Genomic DNA, 19276 nt, shown 5'->3' with positions numbered 1-19276 from the left:
AATTATGGGATTATTTGATCGAATTAAAAAAGCTTTTACGGGAAAAGATGATTCTAAAAAAGATGAAGAATTAGAAAAGCAGTCCCAAGAAGCTCAAGCAACTGACCAAAAAGAAGAATCTGATAAAACTTCATCTGAGTCAACTGAAACTAAAGTTACCGAAACAAATGAAGCCGTCGAAGAAAAATCGGTGGAATCACCGGTGCAAAATCATGAATCAGTAAGTCAAAAGGACTCTGATGAAGCAGAAAAACCTGAAGAAAATGAAGTTGAAACCACTGAAAAAACTGAAGCAGTAGAATCAGAAACAAAGATTGAGCCAGAATCAGAACCTGAGGCAAAACCTGTCGAATCTGCTGATGAACCTGATACTAAAGAAATAAATGAATCAGAATTAAAACCTGAGCCCGTTGAAGAATCTAAGACTCAAGCAGAATCAGTAACAACTGACGAACCTGAAGCAAAATCAGAAGAGGCTAAGGAGGTTTCTGATGAGAGTGCAGAGGAAACTTCTGAAGAATCGGCAGAATCAGCAGAATCAGCAGAATCAGAATCTAAAGACGATGTTAAAGAATACGATGAAGGTTTGAAGAAGAGTCGTAATTCCTTTAGTGCTAGATTTAATCGCTTCTTAGCTAATTTCCGTAGTGTTGATGAGGACTTCTTTGATGACTTGGAAGAATTACTGATCGAATCAGATGTCGGTTATGAAACAGCAATGCGAATCTCAGATGAGTTACGTGAAGAAGTTAAATTGGAAAATGCCAAAAAGCGTTCTGATGTTTCAAACGTCATTGTTAAGAAATTAGTTGATATGTACGGTGAAGAGGGCAAGGATGAAGACAATACCTTGAGTTTTAGCACTGACAAGACACCAACTGTTTTCTTATTTGTCGGCGTTAATGGAGCTGGTAAAACAACAACGATTGGTAAATTAGCTCATCGGTATCAACAAGAAGGTAAAAAAGTTTTACTAGCAGCTGGTGATACTTTTAGAGCTGGTGCCATTGAGCAACTTCAAGAATGGGGTAAACGAGTTGACGTTCCGGTTCAAGCAAGTAAAGCTCATACTGACCCGGCTTCAGTCGTTTACGATGCTGTTCAAAGAGCAATTAATGAAGATTTTGATATTCTGTTGGTCGATACAGCTGGGCGTTTGCAAAATAAAGAAGGCTTGATGCGTGAACTAGAAAAAATCAAGCGTGTGATTACTCGTGAATTGCCTAACGCACCTCAAGAAGTGTTACTTGTTTTGGATGGTTCAACTGGTCAAAACGCTTTGAGTCAAGCTAAACAATTTAATGAAACGACTGACGTTTCTGGAATCGTCTTAACAAAGCTCGATGGTAGTTCTCAAGGTGGGATCGTTTTGGCAATTAGAAACGAACTACACATTCCGGTCAAATTAGTTGGTCTTGGTGAACAGATGGATGATTTACGCGACTTTGATCCAGAGAAGTTCATTTATGGATTATTCAAAGAATTAATTGTTGGGTCTTCAGATAAATAATGAACGTTGACGAAACAACTCGTGTGAATTTGTTGTATAATTTTTATCATTCACTTTTGACCAAAAAACAGAGTCGTTATATTGATTTGTATTACGTAGAAGATTTTTCATTGAGCGAAATTTCTGAGCAATTGGATGTCTCTAGACAGGCTGTTTTAGATAATTTACACCGATCGGTCAATCTCTTAGAATCGTTTGAAAAAGAGTTAGGTTTGATTGAAAAGACGGTTGAAATCGATGATATTGCCGACAAATTGCGAATAATTGTTGAGAATAAGTACGCTGATGATAAAGAATTATTAGCTTTAGTACAGAGAATTACAAAAATTAATGAGAAATAGGAGTTAAATATGGCTTTTGAAGGATTAAGCGAACGTTTGCAAAAAGTTTTCTCTTCCTTAAAGGGAAAAGGAAAACTTTCTGACGAAGATATTCGTAAAGTTATGCGTGAAGTACGTATGGCCTTGCTGGAAGCGGATGTTAACTTTGACGTTGTAAAGAGTTTCGTTAAGACAGTAAGAGAACGTGCTTTAGGTGCAGAGGTAATGGAAAGTTTGACTCCATCACAACAAGTTATCAAAATTGTTGATGAAGAGTTAACTAAATTAATGGGACAAGAAGCAGTTCCATTGAATAAAGCTCCACATATTCCAACGATTATTATGATGGTTGGTCTTCAAGGTGCTGGTAAGACTACCACTGCAGGTAAGTTGGCTAACCGCCTGAAGAAAAATGATAAGGCACGTCCATTGTTTATTGCCGGAGACGTTTACCGTCCAGCTGCGATTGAACAGTTGAAGACAATTGGGCAACAACTTGATATTCCAGTTTACGATGAAGGTACTGATCATGATCCGGTTGACATCGTTAAAAATGGTCTGGCTGTTGCAGCAGAAAATAAGAATGATTATGTGATCATCGATACTGCCGGTCGACTGGAAATCGATGAACAATTGATGGAAGAACTTCAAAAAATCAAAGATTTAGCACATCCAAACGAAATTTTGTTTGTAGCTGATTCAATGACAGGACAAGTTGCTGCCAAAGTTGCTCATGGATTTGATGAACAATTGGATATCACTGGTGTCGTTTTAACTAAGTTAGATGGTGACACTCGTGGTGGTGCAGCCCTATCAATTCGTTCCGTAACTGGTAAACCAATCAAGTTCATCGGACAAGGTGAGAAGTTAGATCAATTAGATGTCTTCCATCCTGATCGTATGGCTAACAGAATCCTCGGTATGGGTGACATGTTGACCTTGATCGAAAAGGCTCAAACTGATTACGATGAAAAACAAGCTAAACAAGTAGCTGAAAAGATTCGTGAGAACAGTTTTGACTTTAATGACTTCATTGACCAAATGGACCAGATTCAAAAAATGGGACCTCTTGATGAGTTGATGAAGATGATTCCTGGAATGGCTAACAATCCACAACTTGCTAATATCAATATCGGTGAAAAGGATATTGCTCATTTGAAGGCCATCGTTTATTCAATGACACCTCAGGAACGTGAGGATCCAGATTTGTTGAATCCATCTAGAAGACGTCGAATCGCTAAAGGTTCAGGACAAAGTGTGCAAAACGTTAATCGGATGATCAAACAATTTAAGCAATCACGCGATATGATGAACAAGATGAGTAAAGGTAACATGGCTGGTATGGATCAGTTAATGGGTAACGGGATGCAAGGTCGTCTTGGTAAGATGGCTATGCACTCAATGGTTCGTAAGAGTAAAAAACGTAAGAAGAAGCGTTTAAAGAAGATCAAACGTTTTAAATCATAAAAAAATTAGCAGTGTAAAGAAAAAAACTTTACACTGCTAATTTTTTTGTGTATACTAACAAAGTTAAGTATTTAGGAGGAAACAAACATATGTCAGTTAAAATCAGAATGAAACGTATGGGTAGTAAGTTAAGACCATTTTATAGATTAGTTGTTGCAGATTCACGTGCACCACGTGATGGCCGCTTCATCGAACAAGTTGGTTACTACAACCCAATTTCACAACCAGAAGAAATCAAACTAGAAGACGACAAGATCGTTGAATGGTTGAACAAAGGTGCTCAACCTTCAGATACAGTTCGTCACTTGTTGAAACAACATGGTATTATGCAAAAGTTCCATGAAAGCAAATATTCAAAATAGTAATTTTGGTGGGGCCAGATAAAACATTGTTTTGTCAGGGTCCTATTTTATTTATCACGGAGGGAAAATGGCCGAAAAATTATATCGAGTTGGTACTATCGTCAATACGCATGGTATTAAAGGTGAATTAAAAGTCGTTCCAATTACAGATTTTCCAGCAGATCGTTTTAAAGCGGGTGCTAAGCTTTATATTAAGCAAGCTAGTTCAAAAACTGAGTTCGTCGTTGAGTCAGCACGACCACATAAAAACTTCTTCTTGTTGAAGTTGAAAGGTTATGACAATATCAACGATGTCGAGAAGTACGTCAAGTCAGAAATATTTGCCGATGAAGAAATTTCGACACCACTCAATGATGGAGAATTTCTTTATAAACAAATTATTGGTTTGACAGTAGTTGACCAAAAGTTAGGTGAGATCGGTAAAGTTACCGAGATCATGGAACTAGGACCTAACGACGTTTGGGTCGTAAAAGGAACCAAGTATAAGGAAGTATTGCTTCCTTACATTGATGATGTAGTTAAGAATGTTGACCTCGAAAAAGAAATTGTCGAGGTTGAAATACCGGATGGATTGATAGATTAATGGATATTACAATTTTAAGCATTTTTCCAAGAATGTTTCAGGCGTTAAATGAATCTTTAATTGGCAAGGCCCAAGAAAAAGGGTTAGTAAATATCGATGTGGTTGATTTTCGAGATTTTACGACTAATAAGCAGCATCATGTTGACGACACTACTTATGGTGGCGGAGCCGGTATGTTGTTAATGGCTCAACCAATTTACGATGCTATGGATTACGTCGAAACCAAAAAGCCAGGTAAGAAGCGAGTAGTTTTACTAGATCCAGCTGGCAAAACTTTCGATACTAAAATGGCCCGAGATTTTGCCAAAGAAGATCAGTTAGTTTTTATTTGTGGTCATTACGAAGGTTTTGATGAGCGAGTAAAAGATTTAGTCACTGATGAAGTTTCAATTGGTGATTACATTTTGACTGGTGGGGAACTACCAACGATGAGCATGATTGATGCAACGTTGCGGTTTGTTCCAGGAGTCTTAGGAAATTCTTTTTCAGCTGAAGAAGAATCCTTTTCCAATGGGTTACTGGAATATCCTCAATATACTAAACCAGCTGATTTTCGTGGTAAAAAGGTCCCTGAAGTATTAACGAATGGGGATCATGAAAAAATACGTCTTTGGCGTTTAACGCAAGCTCTCAAAAAGACTTTAAAACGTCGACCAGATCTGTTAGAACAGGCTGAGTTAACGGATGAAGAAAAGAAGCTAATACGTGAAATTCGTCAAAATATATAGTTTACAATTAAGTTCAAATAAAGTATCATATTAAGAGTGTTTGAGCACATATTAACGATATTCCGCTGTATGTCAGAGATATATAAGAGTGTCGAACAGGGAGAAATTATTTATGAATAAACTTATTCAAGATATTACAAAAGAACAACTACGTTCTGATATTCCTGATTTCCGTAGTGGTGACACAATTCGTGTACATGCTAAGGTTGTCGAAGGTAGTCGTGAACGTATCCAATTATTCGAAGGTGTCGTAATTAAGAGACATGGTGCAGGTATTAGTGCTACATATACTGTACGTAAGATGAGTAATGGTGTTGGTGTTGAAAGAACATTCCCATTGAATACACCACGTGTTGAAAAAATCGAAGTTATCAGATATGGTCGTGTACGTCGTAGCAAGCTTTATTACCTACGTGATCGTAAAGGTAAGGCTGCTCGTATTAAAGAACGTCGTCGTGACATCTAATATACGTCTAGCAAGAGAGCGGGACATAACATGGTCAGCTTTCGAGCATTAAGGCAAATAAGCCAAGGTAATCGTTTTTTGATTACCTTGGCTTATTTGTTTTAAGCGGAAAAAGCTATGTTATGTTCTGCGTTTATGCGGTTGTACGATAAATAGAGTTGATAGGCATTTTGCCATCAACTCTATTTTTGTATACCATTTATTAGTAATACTTTTTAAGAACATCAAAAAAGACACCACTCATGTCCTTTAGATGTTCGACCCTCTACAGCTTCACAATGAAAGGAATTTGAATGATGCCCCTAACAGATAATTCTATACGAAATGCTTTAGAAATTAAAGACAAGAATATTGTATTCACTGATGACTCCACTTTTATGAATGTACATGGAACTATGTCTTTAGTTTATTTTGCGAAACTTACTAAAGACGTTGATCGTTGTGTTAATTGTGGCCTTACAGGCCACGTAATTAAAGATGGATTTAATAAAAATATGATAATAGCACCATCACTATCTTTACGCCCAACTTTTATTCGATTATATCGTCAAAAATACATATGTAAGTCTTGTGGATCAATCTTTGTAGCTAAAACTAACTATGTTTGGGATTGTTGTCAAATTGCGCAGCCGGTCAGACAGATGATTCTGTCTGAGGCTGCTCACAATGCATCTCTTAAAGACATTGGTAGACGTTTTAATGTCTCGGATAAGACCGTTCAACGAATCATTGATGAGGAAGCCAAACTACATAAAAAAAGACATACAGAGTCTCTACCAAAGCACATGGCTTTTGACGAGTTCATGGCGACAGATAAATTGAGCTTTATTTGGTTAGATAGTAATGATCATCGAACTGGAGATATTTTGCCTAGAAGAACTTCTTATCAAATTAAACAATATTTTGAAAGCTTCTCTTTAAAGGCTAGAAAACAAGTACGAACTATCTCTTTAGACTTAAATGCCGGTTATATTAATCTCGTTCCAAAATTATTTCCTAAGGCAAGAATAGTTGTTGATAGGTTTCACATCGTTCAAATGGCTAATCGTTCTCTTAATTCTTCAAGGATTAAGGTAATGAAGACCATGCCTAAACGAAGTAAAGAATATCTATTCATGAAACGAGATTGGAAGAAATTCTTGGAATCATTCGATTCCATCGAAAAGATAACACCCAAGTACCAATACAGCGTAAATTACTATGAAACGGATTTAAATTTGATTACAAAATGTTTGGATTTGGACGAAGGCTTTGCCAAGTCCTATGAAGTTTATCAAGATATCTTAAAGGCTATTGAAACAAGTGACGTTGAATTAATGAATGACGCAATACTTGATTATCATTCACTAAACACGCCAATGGATACAACCATGAAATCACTAAGAAAATATCGAAAACAGGTACTAAACGCTCTACACTTCGATTACTCCAATGGATTTTTAGAGGGAACCATTGGAAGGATAAAGAAAATAAAAAATGGCGCATACGGTTATCGAAACTGGACTAACTTTATTAAACGGATTGATCTTCAAATCTTTTGGCTTAGAGCAAGCTCTTCAGCCCAATAAGAAAAGCAGCTAGACCAATTAAGGCCTAACTGCTTATGCGAACTGCCATCAACTTAATTTGACGAACAGCCGTTTATGCTGCAAGTTTAGGAGTTAAAAACAGTTATGTCCCAAGCTTTTATTATATCTTTAAAATTAATTTAGTAGTTGATTGTAGAATTCTAAGTACCATTCTTCTTTTGACAGGCCAATCACTTTAGTGATACTAGTGTTTCTTGGTTCAGGGATACTCATCATACTTTTTGGTTGAACGACGGCCAAAGCTGCCGCTTTAACGGTAAATCCGTGGGTTACACAAATTAATTTTTCATCAGGGTACTTCTTAATGGATTCTTCTAAAAAGTCGCTGACGCGGTCAATGACGTCTTCAAATGACTCACCATGGGGAGCGTATTGTTTATAAGTTGGTAAAGCATCGTTCCAATATTCGTTATAGGCATTGGGATGCAGTTTTCTTAAATCAGCATTTTTTTGACCGTCCCATTCGCCATATGAAATTTCTCGGAGTCGGTTATCGAGAGTGATAGGTAACTGATATTTTTGATTGAGAATTTCAGCTGTCTGTTGAGCTCTTTTTAAAGGACTACAAATAATTCGATCAGCAAAGCTAATATCAAAGCGTTCAGCTAAGTTTTGAGCTTGTTGTTGACCCTTCTTCGTTAAATAAGTGATTTCTGTATTGATATTGCCTTGTTTCATTTTTAAAACGTTAGCTTTAGTTTGTCCGTGACGGATCAGAAAAAATTCGGTCATGTTTCCTCCAAAAGAAAAAGCCACTCAAATAAGTGGCTAAGGTTTTTAAAAAATTTGTGAACGATAGAGTCCAACAACTTTTCCAACAATTTCTACATTATCAAGGATAATTGGATCCATCGTATCGTTTTCAGGTTGTAGGCGGTAATGTCCATTTTCTTGATAGAATCTCTTGCAAGTTGCTTCAATATCTTCAGTCATGGCAATTACTATCTCACCATTGTTAGCAAAATTTTGTTCATGAACGATTACGTGATCACCGTCGTAAATACCACAGTTGATCATACTTTCACCGTGAATTTCCAACATGAACAATTCGCCTGATTCTCGGTTTAAGTCAGGTGGTAGCGGAAAATAACCGTCAGGGTTTCTTTCCGCTGTAATGGGTTGACCAGCAGCAACCGCACCTAAAATAGGAATCTCTTCCGGTTTGATACCGATTGATGCTAAACCTTCTTGGGTCAACTCGATAGCCCTTGGTTTAGTAGGGTCACGTTTGATATAACCTTTTTTCTCCATACGAGATAAATGGCCGTGGACAGTTGAAGTGGAAGATAAGTCAACTAAATCGCAAATCTCCCTAACTGTGGGCGGATAACCATGATCGTCTAAATAATCATGGATACATCTTAGAATTTGTGACTGTTTAGAACTTTCAGCTTTTGACATTAGAACACCTCATTGTTAATATCTTATTTAGATTGTATCAAAATATGAATGCAAGTTCAAACAAGTGTTCGATATAATGAGAGGGAAATGCAATTATGGACGAACAAAAAGAATTGCTCAAGAAAATCAACGAATTGGCACACAAGGCTAAAGCTGGTACTATTACTAAAGAAGAAGAGGATCAACAGGCCGAATTGCGAAAAGAATATTTGAAGAATTTCCGAGCAAGTTTTAGATCACAAATTGAGATGTTGAGAGTCTTTGACAAAGAAGGAAATGAAGTTACACCAGAAAAAGTTCGTGAGATTCAAAGAAAAAAAGGATTACGTGACGATTAGTACTTTCAATTAGTAACTTTTTTTTGTAATATTAGTAGATGTATGGAAAGGGTGAAACATAAATGGGAACAACAATTATCGTTGGTATTCTAGCCTTATTAATTGGCCTCGTCGGCGGATTCTTTATTGCCAGATGGTATATGAAGAAATATTTCCAAGACAATCCACCAATCAGTGCGGATATGATTAAGCAAATGATGGCTCAAATGGGACAAAAGCCTTCACAAAAGAAACTTAACCAATTAATGAGTACTATGAAAGCATCACAAAAAAAGAAATAGATTAAAAATTTTAGGCAGTATACATATTTTTATATGTATACTGCTTATTTTTTTGTCTTAAAAATTAATAGTTCGTTAATAAAACAATTATATAATAATGAATACTAAAATAATCTAAATGTAAGCGATAAATACGAATAATAATCCAATTATTTTAAATTAAATACGTGTTTTTGTTGAAAGAATTTTCATTCCTTGATAGAATTTGGGTACCAAGGATAGAAAGGTGGAAAACCAATGAGTGATGTAGCAGTCGTTATGGGCTCAATCTCTGACTTGAAAGTTATGCAAAGTACTATTGATCTTTTAAAAGAACTTCAAGTCACTTACACGGCCAAGGTGATTTCAGCACACCGTACGCCGCAAGAAATGTTGGATTTTGCAAAAAATGCTAAATCTGATGGTTTCAAAGTAATTATCGCTGGTGCAGGAGGAGCGGCACATTTGCCGGGAATGATTGCTTCTTCGACTAGTTTGCCAGTGATTGGTGTTCCAGTACCGTCTAAGTATTTAAAAGGGATGGATTCTTTACTATCAATTGTTCAAATGCCAGCCGGTGTTCCAGTTGCAACAGTTTCAATCGGTGAAGCGGGGGCGAAGAATGCAGCAATCTTAGCTACAAAGATTTGTGGATTGAACAATGAAGAATACACTGCTTCGTTGAATAAATATATCCAGTCAATGCATGATAGTTCATTAGAAAGTGGGAAAGATCTTGAGTAAAACAATTTTACCAGGAGCAACGATTGGAATTATCGGTGGTGGTCAACTTGGGCAAATGATGGCTTTTTCAGCTAAAGAAATGGGCTATAAAGTTATTATTTTGGATCCAACACCAAATTGTCCGGCGGCCCAGGTTTCAGATGACCAAATCGTTAGCGACTATGATGATTTAGATAAATTGATTGAATTGGCTAAACGTTGTGATGTTTTAACTTATGAATTTGAAAACGTTGATGCGGAAACAATCGATGAAGTTAAGAAATATACCCAAGTCCCTCAAGGTACTAAGGCCTTAAGTATTACGCAGAATCGAATTTCCGAAAAAAACTTCATTGAGGAATCAGGCTTTGCGGTGGTACCACATATTGAAATTGACAATATTTTTGAATATCATCGCGCCGTTGAAAAGTTAGGTGCACCAGTGATTGTTAAAACGATTCGTGGTGGCTATGACGGTAAAGGACAAATTTTAGTCGATGATCCAGAAAAAGCTTGTTTTGCCGATATCGAACGTTTGTTGATGAGTGGAACTTGTATCGTCGAAAAGAAAATTAATTTACGAAAAGAAGTTTCTGTTGTGGTGTCAGCTAATAGTGACGGTCAAACTTCAATTTTTCCTGTGATCGAAAATGTTCATCGTGACAATATTTTGCATCTCAGCAGTTGTCCAGCCTTGATCAGTCAAAAATCACAAGCACATATTTATCAAGTTGGTGAACAATTAGCACGTAATTTAGAGTTAGTCGGAACGATGTGTATTGAATTCTTTATTTCAACTGATGATCAAGTCTATGTGAATGAAATTGCTCCGCGTCCTCACAATTCAGGTCACTTAACAATTGAAACTTGCAATATCTCACAATTTGATGCACACATTCGTGGCGTTTGTAATTTAGCTATGCCAAAGATTGAATTATTAAAACCAAGTGTGATGGTTAATTTATTAGGACAGCATTTAGAAAATGCTAAAAAGGAATTGAACCAGCATCCAGAATGGCATTTCCATGACTATGGCAAGGATGAAGTTAAACATAATCGCAAGATGGGTCATATTACGATTTTGACTGACGACCTAGAAAAGACAAAACAATCAATTGATCAAAATAAAATTTGGGATGTGTAAAGATGGCTAAATTATTGTATGAAGGAAAAGCTAAAAACGTTTATGAAACTGACAAAGCAGATGAATTATTGATGGTTTATAAAGACCAAGCGACTGCTTTCAATGGTAAGAAAAAAGAAATTCTACCTGGTAAGGGAGTTTTGAACTGCCAGATCTCCGTTTTAGTCTTTGATTACTTAATTAAAAATGGTATCAAAACTCATTTGATCAAAACTTTGTCAGATCACGAACAACTAGTTAAAAAAAGTGATGTTTTCCCATTAGAAGTAGTTGTCAGAAATATTGCTTCAGGTAGTTTGGTTAAGAAGTTCCATGTTGAAAACGGCATGAAGCTTCGAGAACCAATCGTCGAATTTTATTACAAGAGCGATGCTTTAGATGATCCTTTTATCAATGATTCACAAGTTCATGCTCTAAAGATTGCTGATAAAGAAGAAATTAACTATATCAAGGAACAAGCTTTGAAAATCAATCAACTTTTGATTCCTTTCTTTGCTGAAAGTGATTTTGATTTAGTTGATTTCAAGCTAGAGTTTGGAAAAGTTGCTGGTGAAATTGTTTTAGTCGATGAATTCTCACCAGATAACTGCCGCTTATGGGACAAGAGAAGCCATCATTCAATGGATAAAGACGTCTTCCGTAAGCATGAAGGTGATTTAGTTAAAACATATCAAGAAGTCTTAGAACGACTAACAAACCACTAGGAGAGAATAATGAAATTAGTAAAAGTTTACGTGACCCTCAAACCCTCAGTTTTAGATTCCCAAGGAGAAGCAATTAAATCAGCCGTTCATTCGATGGGCTATGACCAAGTTGAAAAGGTCTCGATGGGTAAGTATTTTGAATTGCATTTTCAAGACTATGAAAATCTGGAAAAAGACGTCGACGCAATCTGTGATGAATTATTGACAAATCCTAATATTGAAACTTATCGTTATGAAATTTTGGAGGAAAAATAAATGAAGTTTGCCGTAGTTAATTTTCCTGGTTCGAATTGTGATATGGATCTGTTTTATGCCATTAGAGATGGTATTAAACAAGAAGTTGAATTAGTTGATTATCGTCAAACTAGTTTAGCTGGCTTTGATGGAGTATTGATTCCAGGTGGTTTTTCTTATGGTGATTATTTAAGAAGTGGTGCAATCGCCGTTCACGCACCAATTATTTCAGAAATTATTCGTTTTGCTGATGAAGGCAAAATTGTCTTAGGAATTTGTAACGGATTCCAAATTTTAACTGAATTACACCTCTTGCCAGGAGCTTTGATCCGCAACGAAAAAGGTCGTTTCATTTGTGAAACAGTCACTCTCCAAGTGGAAAATACTGATACACCGTTTACTAATCAATATCAGTTAGGCGAGCAGATGAGAATTCCGGTTGCTCACGGTGAAGGTCGTTATTTCTGTGATGATAAGACTTTACAAGAGTTGAAAGAAAATAAGCAGATTGCTTTCAAATATACTGAAAATATCAATGGTAGTGTTGACAGAATCGCTGGTGTAACTAACAAACAGAAAAATGTTTTAGGGATGATGCCACATCCAGAACGAGCAATTGAAGATATTCTCGGTTCTGATGATGGTTTGAAGTTATTTCAATCAATAATCAATTATCAAGTAAGGGTGAATAATTAATGACTGAACCTACTGCAAAACAAATTAAAGATTCAAAGTTGTATCAACAATGGGGATTGAGCGAATCAGAATACGATCTGATCAGTGAAAAAATTCTGAAAAGATTGCCTAACTACACGGAAACTGGTCTCTACTCAGTAATGTGGAGTGAACATTGTTCATATAAAAACTCCAAAAAAGTTTTAAGAAAAATGCCTAACAAGAGTTCTCGAGTTTTAGCTGGTCCAGGTGAGGATGCAGGAATTCTTGATATCGGTGATGGGCAAGCAGTTGTTTTCAAAGCCGAAAGTCACAATCACCCTTCAGCCGTAGAACCTTATCAAGGTGCAGCTACTGGTGTTGGTGGAATTATTAGAGATATTTTTTCGATGGGTGCTCAACCAATCGCCCTAATGAACAGTTTAAAATTTGGCCCTTTGGATAACGGTAAGACTAAGCATTTAGTTGATGAAGTTGTTGCTGGTATTGGAGGATATGGAAACTGTATTGGATTGCCAACTGTCGGTGGTGAAGTATCGTTTGAAGATTGTTATGAAAACAATCCGTTAGTAAATGCAATGTGTGTCGGTTTATTGAATAAAACTGATTTTAAACATGGAACGGCTAGTGGTAATGGTAATTTAATCGTCTATGTTGGTGCTAAGACTGGTCGTGATGGCATTCACGGTGCAACATTTGCTTCAGATGAATTTACTGATACTAAGAATAAACAACGTTCAGCAGTTCAAGTCGGAAATCCTTTCATTGAAAAGTTGTTGATGGACGCCTGTGTTGAAATAATCGATCAACATCCAGATTGGGTTTTAGGAATTCAAGATATGGGCGCCGCAGGTTTGGTTTCCTCAACTGCTGAAATGGCTTCAAAAGCTGGTAGTGGTTTGGTTTTGAATCTTGACAACGTGCCACAACGAGAAACTGAAATGTCAGCTTATGAAATGATGCTTTCTGAATCACAAGAACGAATGGTTCTTTGCATCAAGCCAGAATTTGAAACAGAAGTCTTAGATTTCTTCAAGCATTTTGAACTAGATGCAGTCGTTATTGGACATGTGACGGAAGATAAGCAATATAAGATTTATCACCAAAATAAGTTGGTAACAGATATTCCAGTTGATAGTTTGACAGAGATGGTTCCTGAGTATGACCGATCAGAAGTTGCCCCAGCAAGAATTAAAGCTGATAAAGACTATCATTTTATGCCCGTGATCAATTCATTAAGCGACACTTGGCTTGATATGTTGCAACAACCTAACATCGCCAGCAAAAAACATTTTTACCAAACTTACGATTCTCAAGTACGTGCTAATACTTTAGTTCGTCCTGGTAGTGATGCTGGAGTGGTTCGTATCCGTGGAACTAAAAAAGCCATCGCAATGACTAACGATAGCAATTCGAAATACGTTTATTTAAATCCTTTTGTTGGTGGTCAAATTGCTGTCATGGAAGCAGCTCGAAATATTGTTGCCAGTGGTGGTTTGCCAATCGGTTTGACCGACTGCTTGAATTATGGAAATCCTGAGAATCCTGAAGTGTTCTTTGAGCTTGATAAGTCAGTTGAAGGAATTGCCTCTGCTTGTGAGAAATTAGATACGCCGGTGATTTCTGGTAATGTGTCACTCTACAATGAATACAACGATGAGGCAATCTATCCAAGTCCAATGGTCGGCATGGTTGGTTTAATTGAAAATTATGACAATGTAACAACAATTGCATTTAAAGAAGCAGGCGATTTGATTTATTTGATTGGTGAAACGGCTGACGATTTTAATGGTTCAGAAATTCAAATGCTCCAAGAAAAACAAATTAAGGGTGATTTACGTACTTTAGATTTAGATCAAGAAAAACGTCATCAAGAACTCGTTTTAAAGGCAATTCAACAAGGCCTGATCACTAGTGCTCACGATATCAGTGAAGGTGGTTTGGCAGTAGCTTTATCAGAGGCTAGTTTTGAAAAGGAATTAGGTTTTGAAATCAAGACTGATTTAACCTCAACTCAGCTATTTTCGGAAACGCAATCTCGTTTTATCGTAACTGTTAAAACTAGTGATAAAGATAAATTTGAATCCTTAGGCTCAGAAATGCACTTGTTAGGTCAAGTAATTGCGGAGCCAGAGTTTAAAGTAACGACTAAAGATGACTCAGTTGTAATTGATGCGAAAAAAGCAGCTAAAAATTGGAAAGAGGCGATAACGTGTTTGATGAAGTAAAGAGTTTAAATGAAGAATGCGGTATTTTTGGTGTTTGGGGTGCTGAGAACGCTAATTATTTAACTTATTTAGGACTTCACAGTTTGCAACATCGTGGTCAAGAAGGTGCCGGAATTGTTGCTAATGATGGTAAAAAATTACGTGCTTATCGTAATTTAGGATTGTTGACACAAGTATTTTCCAAGCCAGAATATTTGAATGATTTAGTTGGTGATTCTGCCATTGGACACGTTCGGTATTCAACCGCAGGTGAAAACAAAATTGAAAATGTTCAACCATTATTGTTTGATTTTACCGATAATCAAATTGCCTTAGCTCACAATGGTAACTTAACTAATGCGATTACTTTGAAAAAAGAATTGGAGAAAAGTGGTCACATTTTCAAATCTAGTTCTGATTCTGAAGTACTTTTGCATTTGATCATGCAATCTCAAAAAGAAACTTTTCATGATCGGATGGTAGAAGCACTCAACAAGATTCAAGGTGGTTTTGCTTACCTGTTGTTAACTAAAGAAGCGATGTATGTAGCTTTGGATTCACATGGTTTCCGTCCTATTTCGATTGGTAAATTAGAAAATGGTGCTTACGTAGTTGCAAGTGAAACTTGTGCGTTAGATGCTGTTGGGGCGACTTTTGTTCGTGACGTTCAACCAGGAGAATTGATTACGATCTCTGATTCAGGGATGAAAATCGATCACTGGACTACCAAGACACAATTGGCAATTTGTTCAATGGAATTCATTTACTTTGCTCGTCCTGATTCAAATATTTTAGGAATCAATGTTCATTCTGCTAGAAAACGCATGGGGGCTAACTTAGCTAATGAATTTCCAGCACCGGGAGATATTGTTGTCGGTGTACCAAATTCATCACTTTCTGCTGCTAGTGGATACGCTGAAGCCAGCGGTTTGCCATATGAAATGGGCTTGATCAAGAATCAATATATGGGTCGTGAATTCATTCAACCAACTAAAGAATTGCGTGAAAAGAGTGTTCGTCAAAAATTGGCCGCAGTTAAAGGTGTAGTGGCCGGAAAACGAGTTATCTTGGTTGATGATTCAATTGTTCGTGGAACAACTTGTGCCTATATTGTTCAATTGCTTAAAGATGCTGGCGCAACTGAAGTGCATCTACGAATTGCTTCACCAAGATTCATGCATCCTTGTTTTTATGGAATCGATATTCAAGAAAAGAGCGAATTGATTGCTGCTCACAAGAGCATTGACGAAATGAATCAAATTTTTGGTTCTGATTCTTTACGTTTCTTGAGTGAAGAAGGTTTGATCGACGCAATTGGCTTGAACGCTGATGCACCATATTCAGGTTTAGATATGTCGTACTTTAATGGCGATTATCCAACTTACTTGTACGATTATGAGTCTAAAAAATAAGGAGGCTGATTATATGTCTAATCCCTATCAAGATGCTGGTGTAAATGTCGAATCTGGTTACAAAATTTCCAAATTTGTTAAGCAAAATACTAACAACCAAAGCATTGGTAATTTTGGCGGTGTTTATGAGATTCCTGAAGGTTTCCGACATCCAGTTTTAGTTTCTAGTGACGATGGTGTCGGCACTAAATTATTATTAACCAATGAAGCCAAAAAGTGGGACACGATTGGCATTGATTGTGTGGCCATGTGTGTTAACGATATTTTGGCACAAGGTGCCATTCCACAATATTTTCTTGATTACATTTCAACTGGTAAAGTTGATGAAAAAATTGAGGAAATTTTGAAGGGTGTTATCAATGGCTGCCAGCAAGCAAATGCTGCTTTAATTGGTGGTGAAACAGCTGAGATGCCTGGTGTTTATAGTCCAAGTGATTATGATATTGCCGGCTTTGCAGTTGGTATTTGTGAAAAAGAAGATTTATTAACGCCAGCCAAAGTTCACGAAAATGACGTTTTGATTGGTATTAAATCTAGTGGAATCCATTCGAATGGTTACTCGCTAGTTAGAAAAATTTTCTTCCAAGAGCATCAATTTACTACTGAAACAGTTTTACCAGAACTACCACAACAGACTCTAGGAGACGTTTTACTAACGCCAACTAAGATTTATGCGTCTGAATTAGTGCCACTTTTGCGAGAAAAGTTAGTTCACGGAATCGCTCATATTACTGGTGGTGGATTCTTTGAAAATGTACCAAGAATTTTATCTGAGAATTTAGCTGCCGAGATCAATGTTGACGTTTGGCCAACCTTACCGATTTTTGATGTCTTACAAAAATATGGAAAGATTCAAACAATTGACATGTATCATATCTTTAATATGGGTCTAGGAATTGTTTTAGCAGTTGATCCAAAGGATGAACTAAAAGTGTTACAGCAATTGAATCAAAGTAATACTATTGCTTACACAATTGGTTCAGTCGTAACTAAAGAGTCAGAAAGTCTGATTTTGAAAGGAGACAAACTGTGAGAGTAGCGGTCTTTGCTTCAGGTAATGGAACAAATTTTGAAACCATTGCCGGATCAGACGAGTTAAAAAGATTGGGTCTTGAGATTGAATTGTTAGTTTGCGACCAACCTCAAGCCAAAGTAATTAAAAGAGCGGAAAAATACCACATTCCGGTCTTTGTCAATCAGCTAGCTGATTATGAAAATCGAGGAGCTTATGAACAGGTGATAGTCGAAAAATTAAAGCCTTTGAAAATCGATTATATTTTTCTAGCTGGTTATATGCGCGTTGTTACACCGGTTTTACTGAGTCAGTATCCAAATAGAATTATCAATATTCATCCGTCACTTCTACCGAAGTTCTCTGGTTTGGAAGCAATTCATCGAGCTTTTGTCGCTAACGAACCTGTGACCGGCGTGACGATTCACTATATTGACGAAGGCGTCGATACTGGTCCGATTATTAAGCAATCAAAAGTCGTTAGATTAAAAAATGATACTGAGGAAAGTTTGGAAAATAGAATTCACCAAACTGAACATCAAATGTATAAAGAAGTCATCGCTAATTTATTAAAAGGGGTAAGTAAAAAATGAGAAGAGCTTTAATTAGTGTATCTGATAAAACTGGTGTCGTAGAATTTGCCAAAGGTTTGATCGCCAATGGATTTGAAATTGTTTCAACTGGTGGTACTTACAAGAAGTTACAAGAAAATGGTGTGAAAGTAACTGAAATTGACGAAATTACTAATTTTCCCGAAATTTTGGACGGTCGTGTGAAAACTTTGCATCCAATGGTTCATGCAGGTCTGTTAGCTAAACGTGACAATCCAGAACATATGAAGACTTTGGAAAAGTTAAATATTCATACTATTGATCTAGTTTGTGTTAATTTATATCCTTTCAAGGAAACTATTTCAAAAGATGGCGTTACACCAGCTCAAGCAATCGAACAAATTGATATCGGTGGTCCATCAATGATTCGTTCAGCTTCTAAAAACTTCAAGAGTGTTTACGTTGTAATTGATGCTAACGACTATCAAACTGTTTTGACAAGTATTGAATCAGGCAATGACGACCTAGCTTTGAGACAAAAGTTGGCTGCTAAAGCTTTCCGTCACACAGCAGAATACGACAGTATTATTGCTCATTACTTATCTGACTTGAATCATGAAGAATTCCCTGATGTTGAAGTTTTAGGTTACGACTTCCATCAAGAATTACGTTATGGTGAAAACTCTCATCAAAAGGCTGCCTTTTACCAAAGTGCGCTTCCTAGTGAATATTCAATTGCTTCCGCAAAACAACTTCATGGGAAAGAATTATCTTTCAACAATATTAAAGACGCCGATGCTGCATTAAGAATTGTGGCCGATTTTGACCAACCTTGTGTTGCTGCTTTGAAGCACATGAACCCTTGTGGAGTCGGTGTTGACGACGAATCAATTTATCAAGCTTGGCGCAAAGCTTATACTGCAGATACTATGTCGATTTTTGGTGGAATTGTAGCAGTTAACCGTGAAGTTACCAAAGAGATTGCTGAAGAGATGCATAAGATCTTCTTGGAAATCGTAATTGCCCCAAGTTTTACTGACGAAGCTTTAGAAATTCTTGAAGCTAAGAAAAATATCCGTCTAATGACATTAGATTTTTCAAAAGCTAAAGCTGCTGACAAATATGAATACGTTTCAGTTATGGGCGGTCTATTAGTTCAAGAACGTGATACAACAGTTGATAAGCTCGATGAATTCAAGGTTGTGACAAAAAAGGCTCCAACACCTGAAGAAATGAAGGCACTTTTGTTTGGTCAACAAGTAGTTAAGCACGTGAAGAGTAATGCGATTGTTATTTCAACAACTGATAAGACTTTAGGAATTGGTGCCGGTCAAATGAATCGCATTGGTTCTGTGAAGATTGCCATTGAACAAGAAGAACAAGCACAAGAACACAAGCCATTGATCATGGCATCCGATGCTTTCTTCCCAATGGACGACTGTGTTCAATATGCGGCTGAACATAACATTACTGCCATCATTCAACCTGGTGGTTCTATCAAGGATCAAGATTCAATCGATATGGCTAATAAGTTTGGTATTGCAATGGTCTTCACTGGTAGAAGACACTTTAAACACTAGAGAGGTCATT

The 19276-nt window shown here is 36.8% G+C and carries 22 protein-coding genes; 20 read left to right on the top strand and 2 right to left on the bottom strand.

Annotated features, from left to right (window positions below; translation table 11 throughout):
* Positions 1–4 precede the first annotated feature (4 nt).
* The 8 genes from ftsY to EGT49_RS04185 all read left to right on the top strand — a co-directional run bounded on the left by ftsY (position 5) and on the right by EGT49_RS04185 (position 7004).
* Entirely contained in the window at positions 5–1510 is a 1506-nt protein-coding gene (ftsY, locus tag EGT49_RS04220; protein ID WP_135371822.1) for a signal recognition particle-docking protein FtsY, read from the top strand.
* Positions 1510–1851, top strand: a complete 342-nt coding sequence (gene ylxM, locus EGT49_RS04215; protein ID WP_135371820.1) for a YlxM family DNA-binding protein — start codon at positions 1510–1512, stop codon at positions 1849–1851. The genes ftsY and ylxM overlap by 1 nt, the downstream gene beginning before the upstream one ends.
* Positions 1852–1860: 9 nt before the next feature.
* Positions 1861–3297: a signal recognition particle protein gene (gene ffh / locus EGT49_RS04210; protein ID WP_135371818.1), complete on the top strand. Its 1437-nt coding sequence runs from the start codon at positions 1861–1863 to the stop codon at positions 3295–3297.
* Between the two features lie 89 nt (positions 3298–3386).
* Positions 3387–3659, top strand: a complete 273-nt coding sequence (gene rpsP / locus EGT49_RS04205; protein WP_135371816.1) for a 30S ribosomal protein S16 — start codon at positions 3387–3389, stop codon at positions 3657–3659.
* A gap of 67 nt (positions 3660–3726) precedes the next feature.
* The gene (gene rimM, locus EGT49_RS04200; protein ID WP_135371814.1) at positions 3727–4242 is read left to right on the top strand and encodes a ribosome maturation factor RimM; all 516 of its coding nucleotides are present in this window, start codon (positions 3727–3729) and stop codon (positions 4240–4242) included.
* A complete protein-coding gene (gene trmD, locus EGT49_RS04195) occupies positions 4242–4970 on the top strand; it encodes a tRNA (guanosine(37)-N1)-methyltransferase TrmD (RefSeq protein ID WP_135371812.1) in 729 nt (242 codons plus the stop codon). The genes rimM and trmD overlap by 1 nt, the downstream gene beginning before the upstream one ends.
* 112 nt (positions 4971–5082) lie before the next feature.
* Positions 5083–5436, top strand: a complete 354-nt coding sequence (gene rplS, locus EGT49_RS04190) for a 50S ribosomal protein L19 (protein ID WP_135371810.1) — start codon at positions 5083–5085, stop codon at positions 5434–5436.
* Positions 5437–5732: 296 nt separating this feature from the next.
* Positions 5733–7004 (top strand): ISL3 family transposase, encoded by a 1272-nt coding sequence (locus EGT49_RS04185; protein WP_135371846.1) that lies wholly within the window; start codon positions 5733–5735, stop codon positions 7002–7004.
* Between the two features lie 135 nt (positions 7005–7139).
* On the opposite strand, the gene EGT49_RS04180 is transcribed toward EGT49_RS04185, so the two are convergent.
* Positions 7140–7757: a histidine phosphatase family protein gene (locus tag EGT49_RS04180; protein WP_135371808.1), complete on the bottom strand. Its 618-nt coding sequence runs from the start codon at positions 7755–7757 to the stop codon at positions 7140–7142.
* 45 nt (positions 7758–7802) lie between these two features.
* Positions 7803–8426, bottom strand: a complete 624-nt coding sequence (gene lexA / locus EGT49_RS04175; RefSeq protein WP_135371806.1) for a transcriptional repressor LexA — start codon at positions 8424–8426, stop codon at positions 7803–7805.
* Between the two features lie 95 nt (positions 8427–8521).
* Between lexA and EGT49_RS04170 the strand changes: the two genes are divergently transcribed.
* The 12 genes from EGT49_RS04170 (at position 8522) to purH (ending at position 19266) form a co-directional block, all read left to right on the top strand.
* A complete protein-coding gene (locus tag EGT49_RS04170; RefSeq protein WP_135371804.1) occupies positions 8522–8764 on the top strand; it encodes a DUF896 domain-containing protein in 243 nt (80 codons plus the stop codon).
* 62 nt (positions 8765–8826) lie between these two features.
* Positions 8827–9045 (top strand): YneF family protein, encoded by a 219-nt coding sequence (locus EGT49_RS04165; RefSeq protein WP_056951281.1) that lies wholly within the window; start codon positions 8827–8829, stop codon positions 9043–9045.
* 237 nt (positions 9046–9282) lie between these two features.
* Positions 9283–9768 carry a 5-(carboxyamino)imidazole ribonucleotide mutase gene (gene purE / locus EGT49_RS04160; RefSeq protein WP_135371802.1) on the top strand — a complete coding sequence of 162 codons (486 nt, stop codon included), beginning with the start codon at positions 9283–9285 and terminating at the stop codon, positions 9766–9768.
* Complete coding sequence (gene purK / locus EGT49_RS04155; protein ID WP_135371800.1) at positions 9761–10891, top strand: 5-(carboxyamino)imidazole ribonucleotide synthase; 1131 nt, start codon at positions 9761–9763, stop codon at positions 10889–10891. The genes purE and purK overlap by 8 nt, the downstream gene beginning before the upstream one ends.
* 2 nt (positions 10892–10893) lie before the next feature.
* Positions 10894–11595 carry a phosphoribosylaminoimidazolesuccinocarboxamide synthase gene (gene purC / locus EGT49_RS04150; RefSeq protein WP_135371798.1) on the top strand — a complete coding sequence of 234 codons (702 nt, stop codon included), beginning with the start codon at positions 10894–10896 and terminating at the stop codon, positions 11593–11595.
* Positions 11596–11604: 9 nt separating this feature from the next.
* Complete coding sequence (purS, locus tag EGT49_RS04145; protein ID WP_135371796.1) at positions 11605–11850, top strand: phosphoribosylformylglycinamidine synthase subunit PurS; 246 nt, start codon at positions 11605–11607, stop codon at positions 11848–11850.
* The gene (gene purQ, locus EGT49_RS04140; protein WP_135371794.1) at positions 11851–12525 is read left to right on the top strand and encodes a phosphoribosylformylglycinamidine synthase subunit PurQ; all 675 of its coding nucleotides are present in this window, start codon (positions 11851–11853) and stop codon (positions 12523–12525) included.
* Positions 12525–14732 (top strand): phosphoribosylformylglycinamidine synthase subunit PurL, encoded by a 2208-nt coding sequence (purL, locus tag EGT49_RS04135; RefSeq protein WP_135371792.1) that lies wholly within the window; start codon positions 12525–12527, stop codon positions 14730–14732. Before purQ ends, purL begins: the two co-directional genes overlap by 1 nt.
* Positions 14717–16123: an amidophosphoribosyltransferase gene (gene purF / locus EGT49_RS04130; protein WP_135371790.1), complete on the top strand. Its 1407-nt coding sequence runs from the start codon at positions 14717–14719 to the stop codon at positions 16121–16123. Before purL ends, purF begins: the two co-directional genes overlap by 16 nt.
* A 13-nt stretch (positions 16124–16136) precedes the next feature.
* Entirely contained in the window at positions 16137–17156 is a 1020-nt protein-coding gene (purM, locus tag EGT49_RS04125; protein ID WP_135371788.1) for a phosphoribosylformylglycinamidine cyclo-ligase, read from the top strand.
* Complete coding sequence (gene purN / locus EGT49_RS04120; protein WP_135371786.1) at positions 17153–17728, top strand: phosphoribosylglycinamide formyltransferase; 576 nt, start codon at positions 17153–17155, stop codon at positions 17726–17728. The genes purM and purN overlap by 4 nt, the downstream gene beginning before the upstream one ends.
* Positions 17725–19266, top strand: coding sequence for a bifunctional phosphoribosylaminoimidazolecarboxamide formyltransferase/IMP cyclohydrolase (purH, locus tag EGT49_RS04115; RefSeq protein WP_135371784.1), 1542 nt, complete (start codon positions 17725–17727; stop codon positions 19264–19266). The genes purN and purH overlap by 4 nt, the downstream gene beginning before the upstream one ends.
* Positions 19267–19276: the final 10 nt, after the last annotated feature.

The sequence above is a fragment of the Companilactobacillus suantsaicola genome (assembly GCF_004745525.1).
Lineage (GTDB): Bacteria > Bacillota > Bacilli > Lactobacillales > Lactobacillaceae > Companilactobacillus > Companilactobacillus suantsaicola.
The sequence above is the reverse complement of the archived record's forward strand: the minus strand, read 5'-3'. Positions and strand labels throughout refer to the sequence as shown.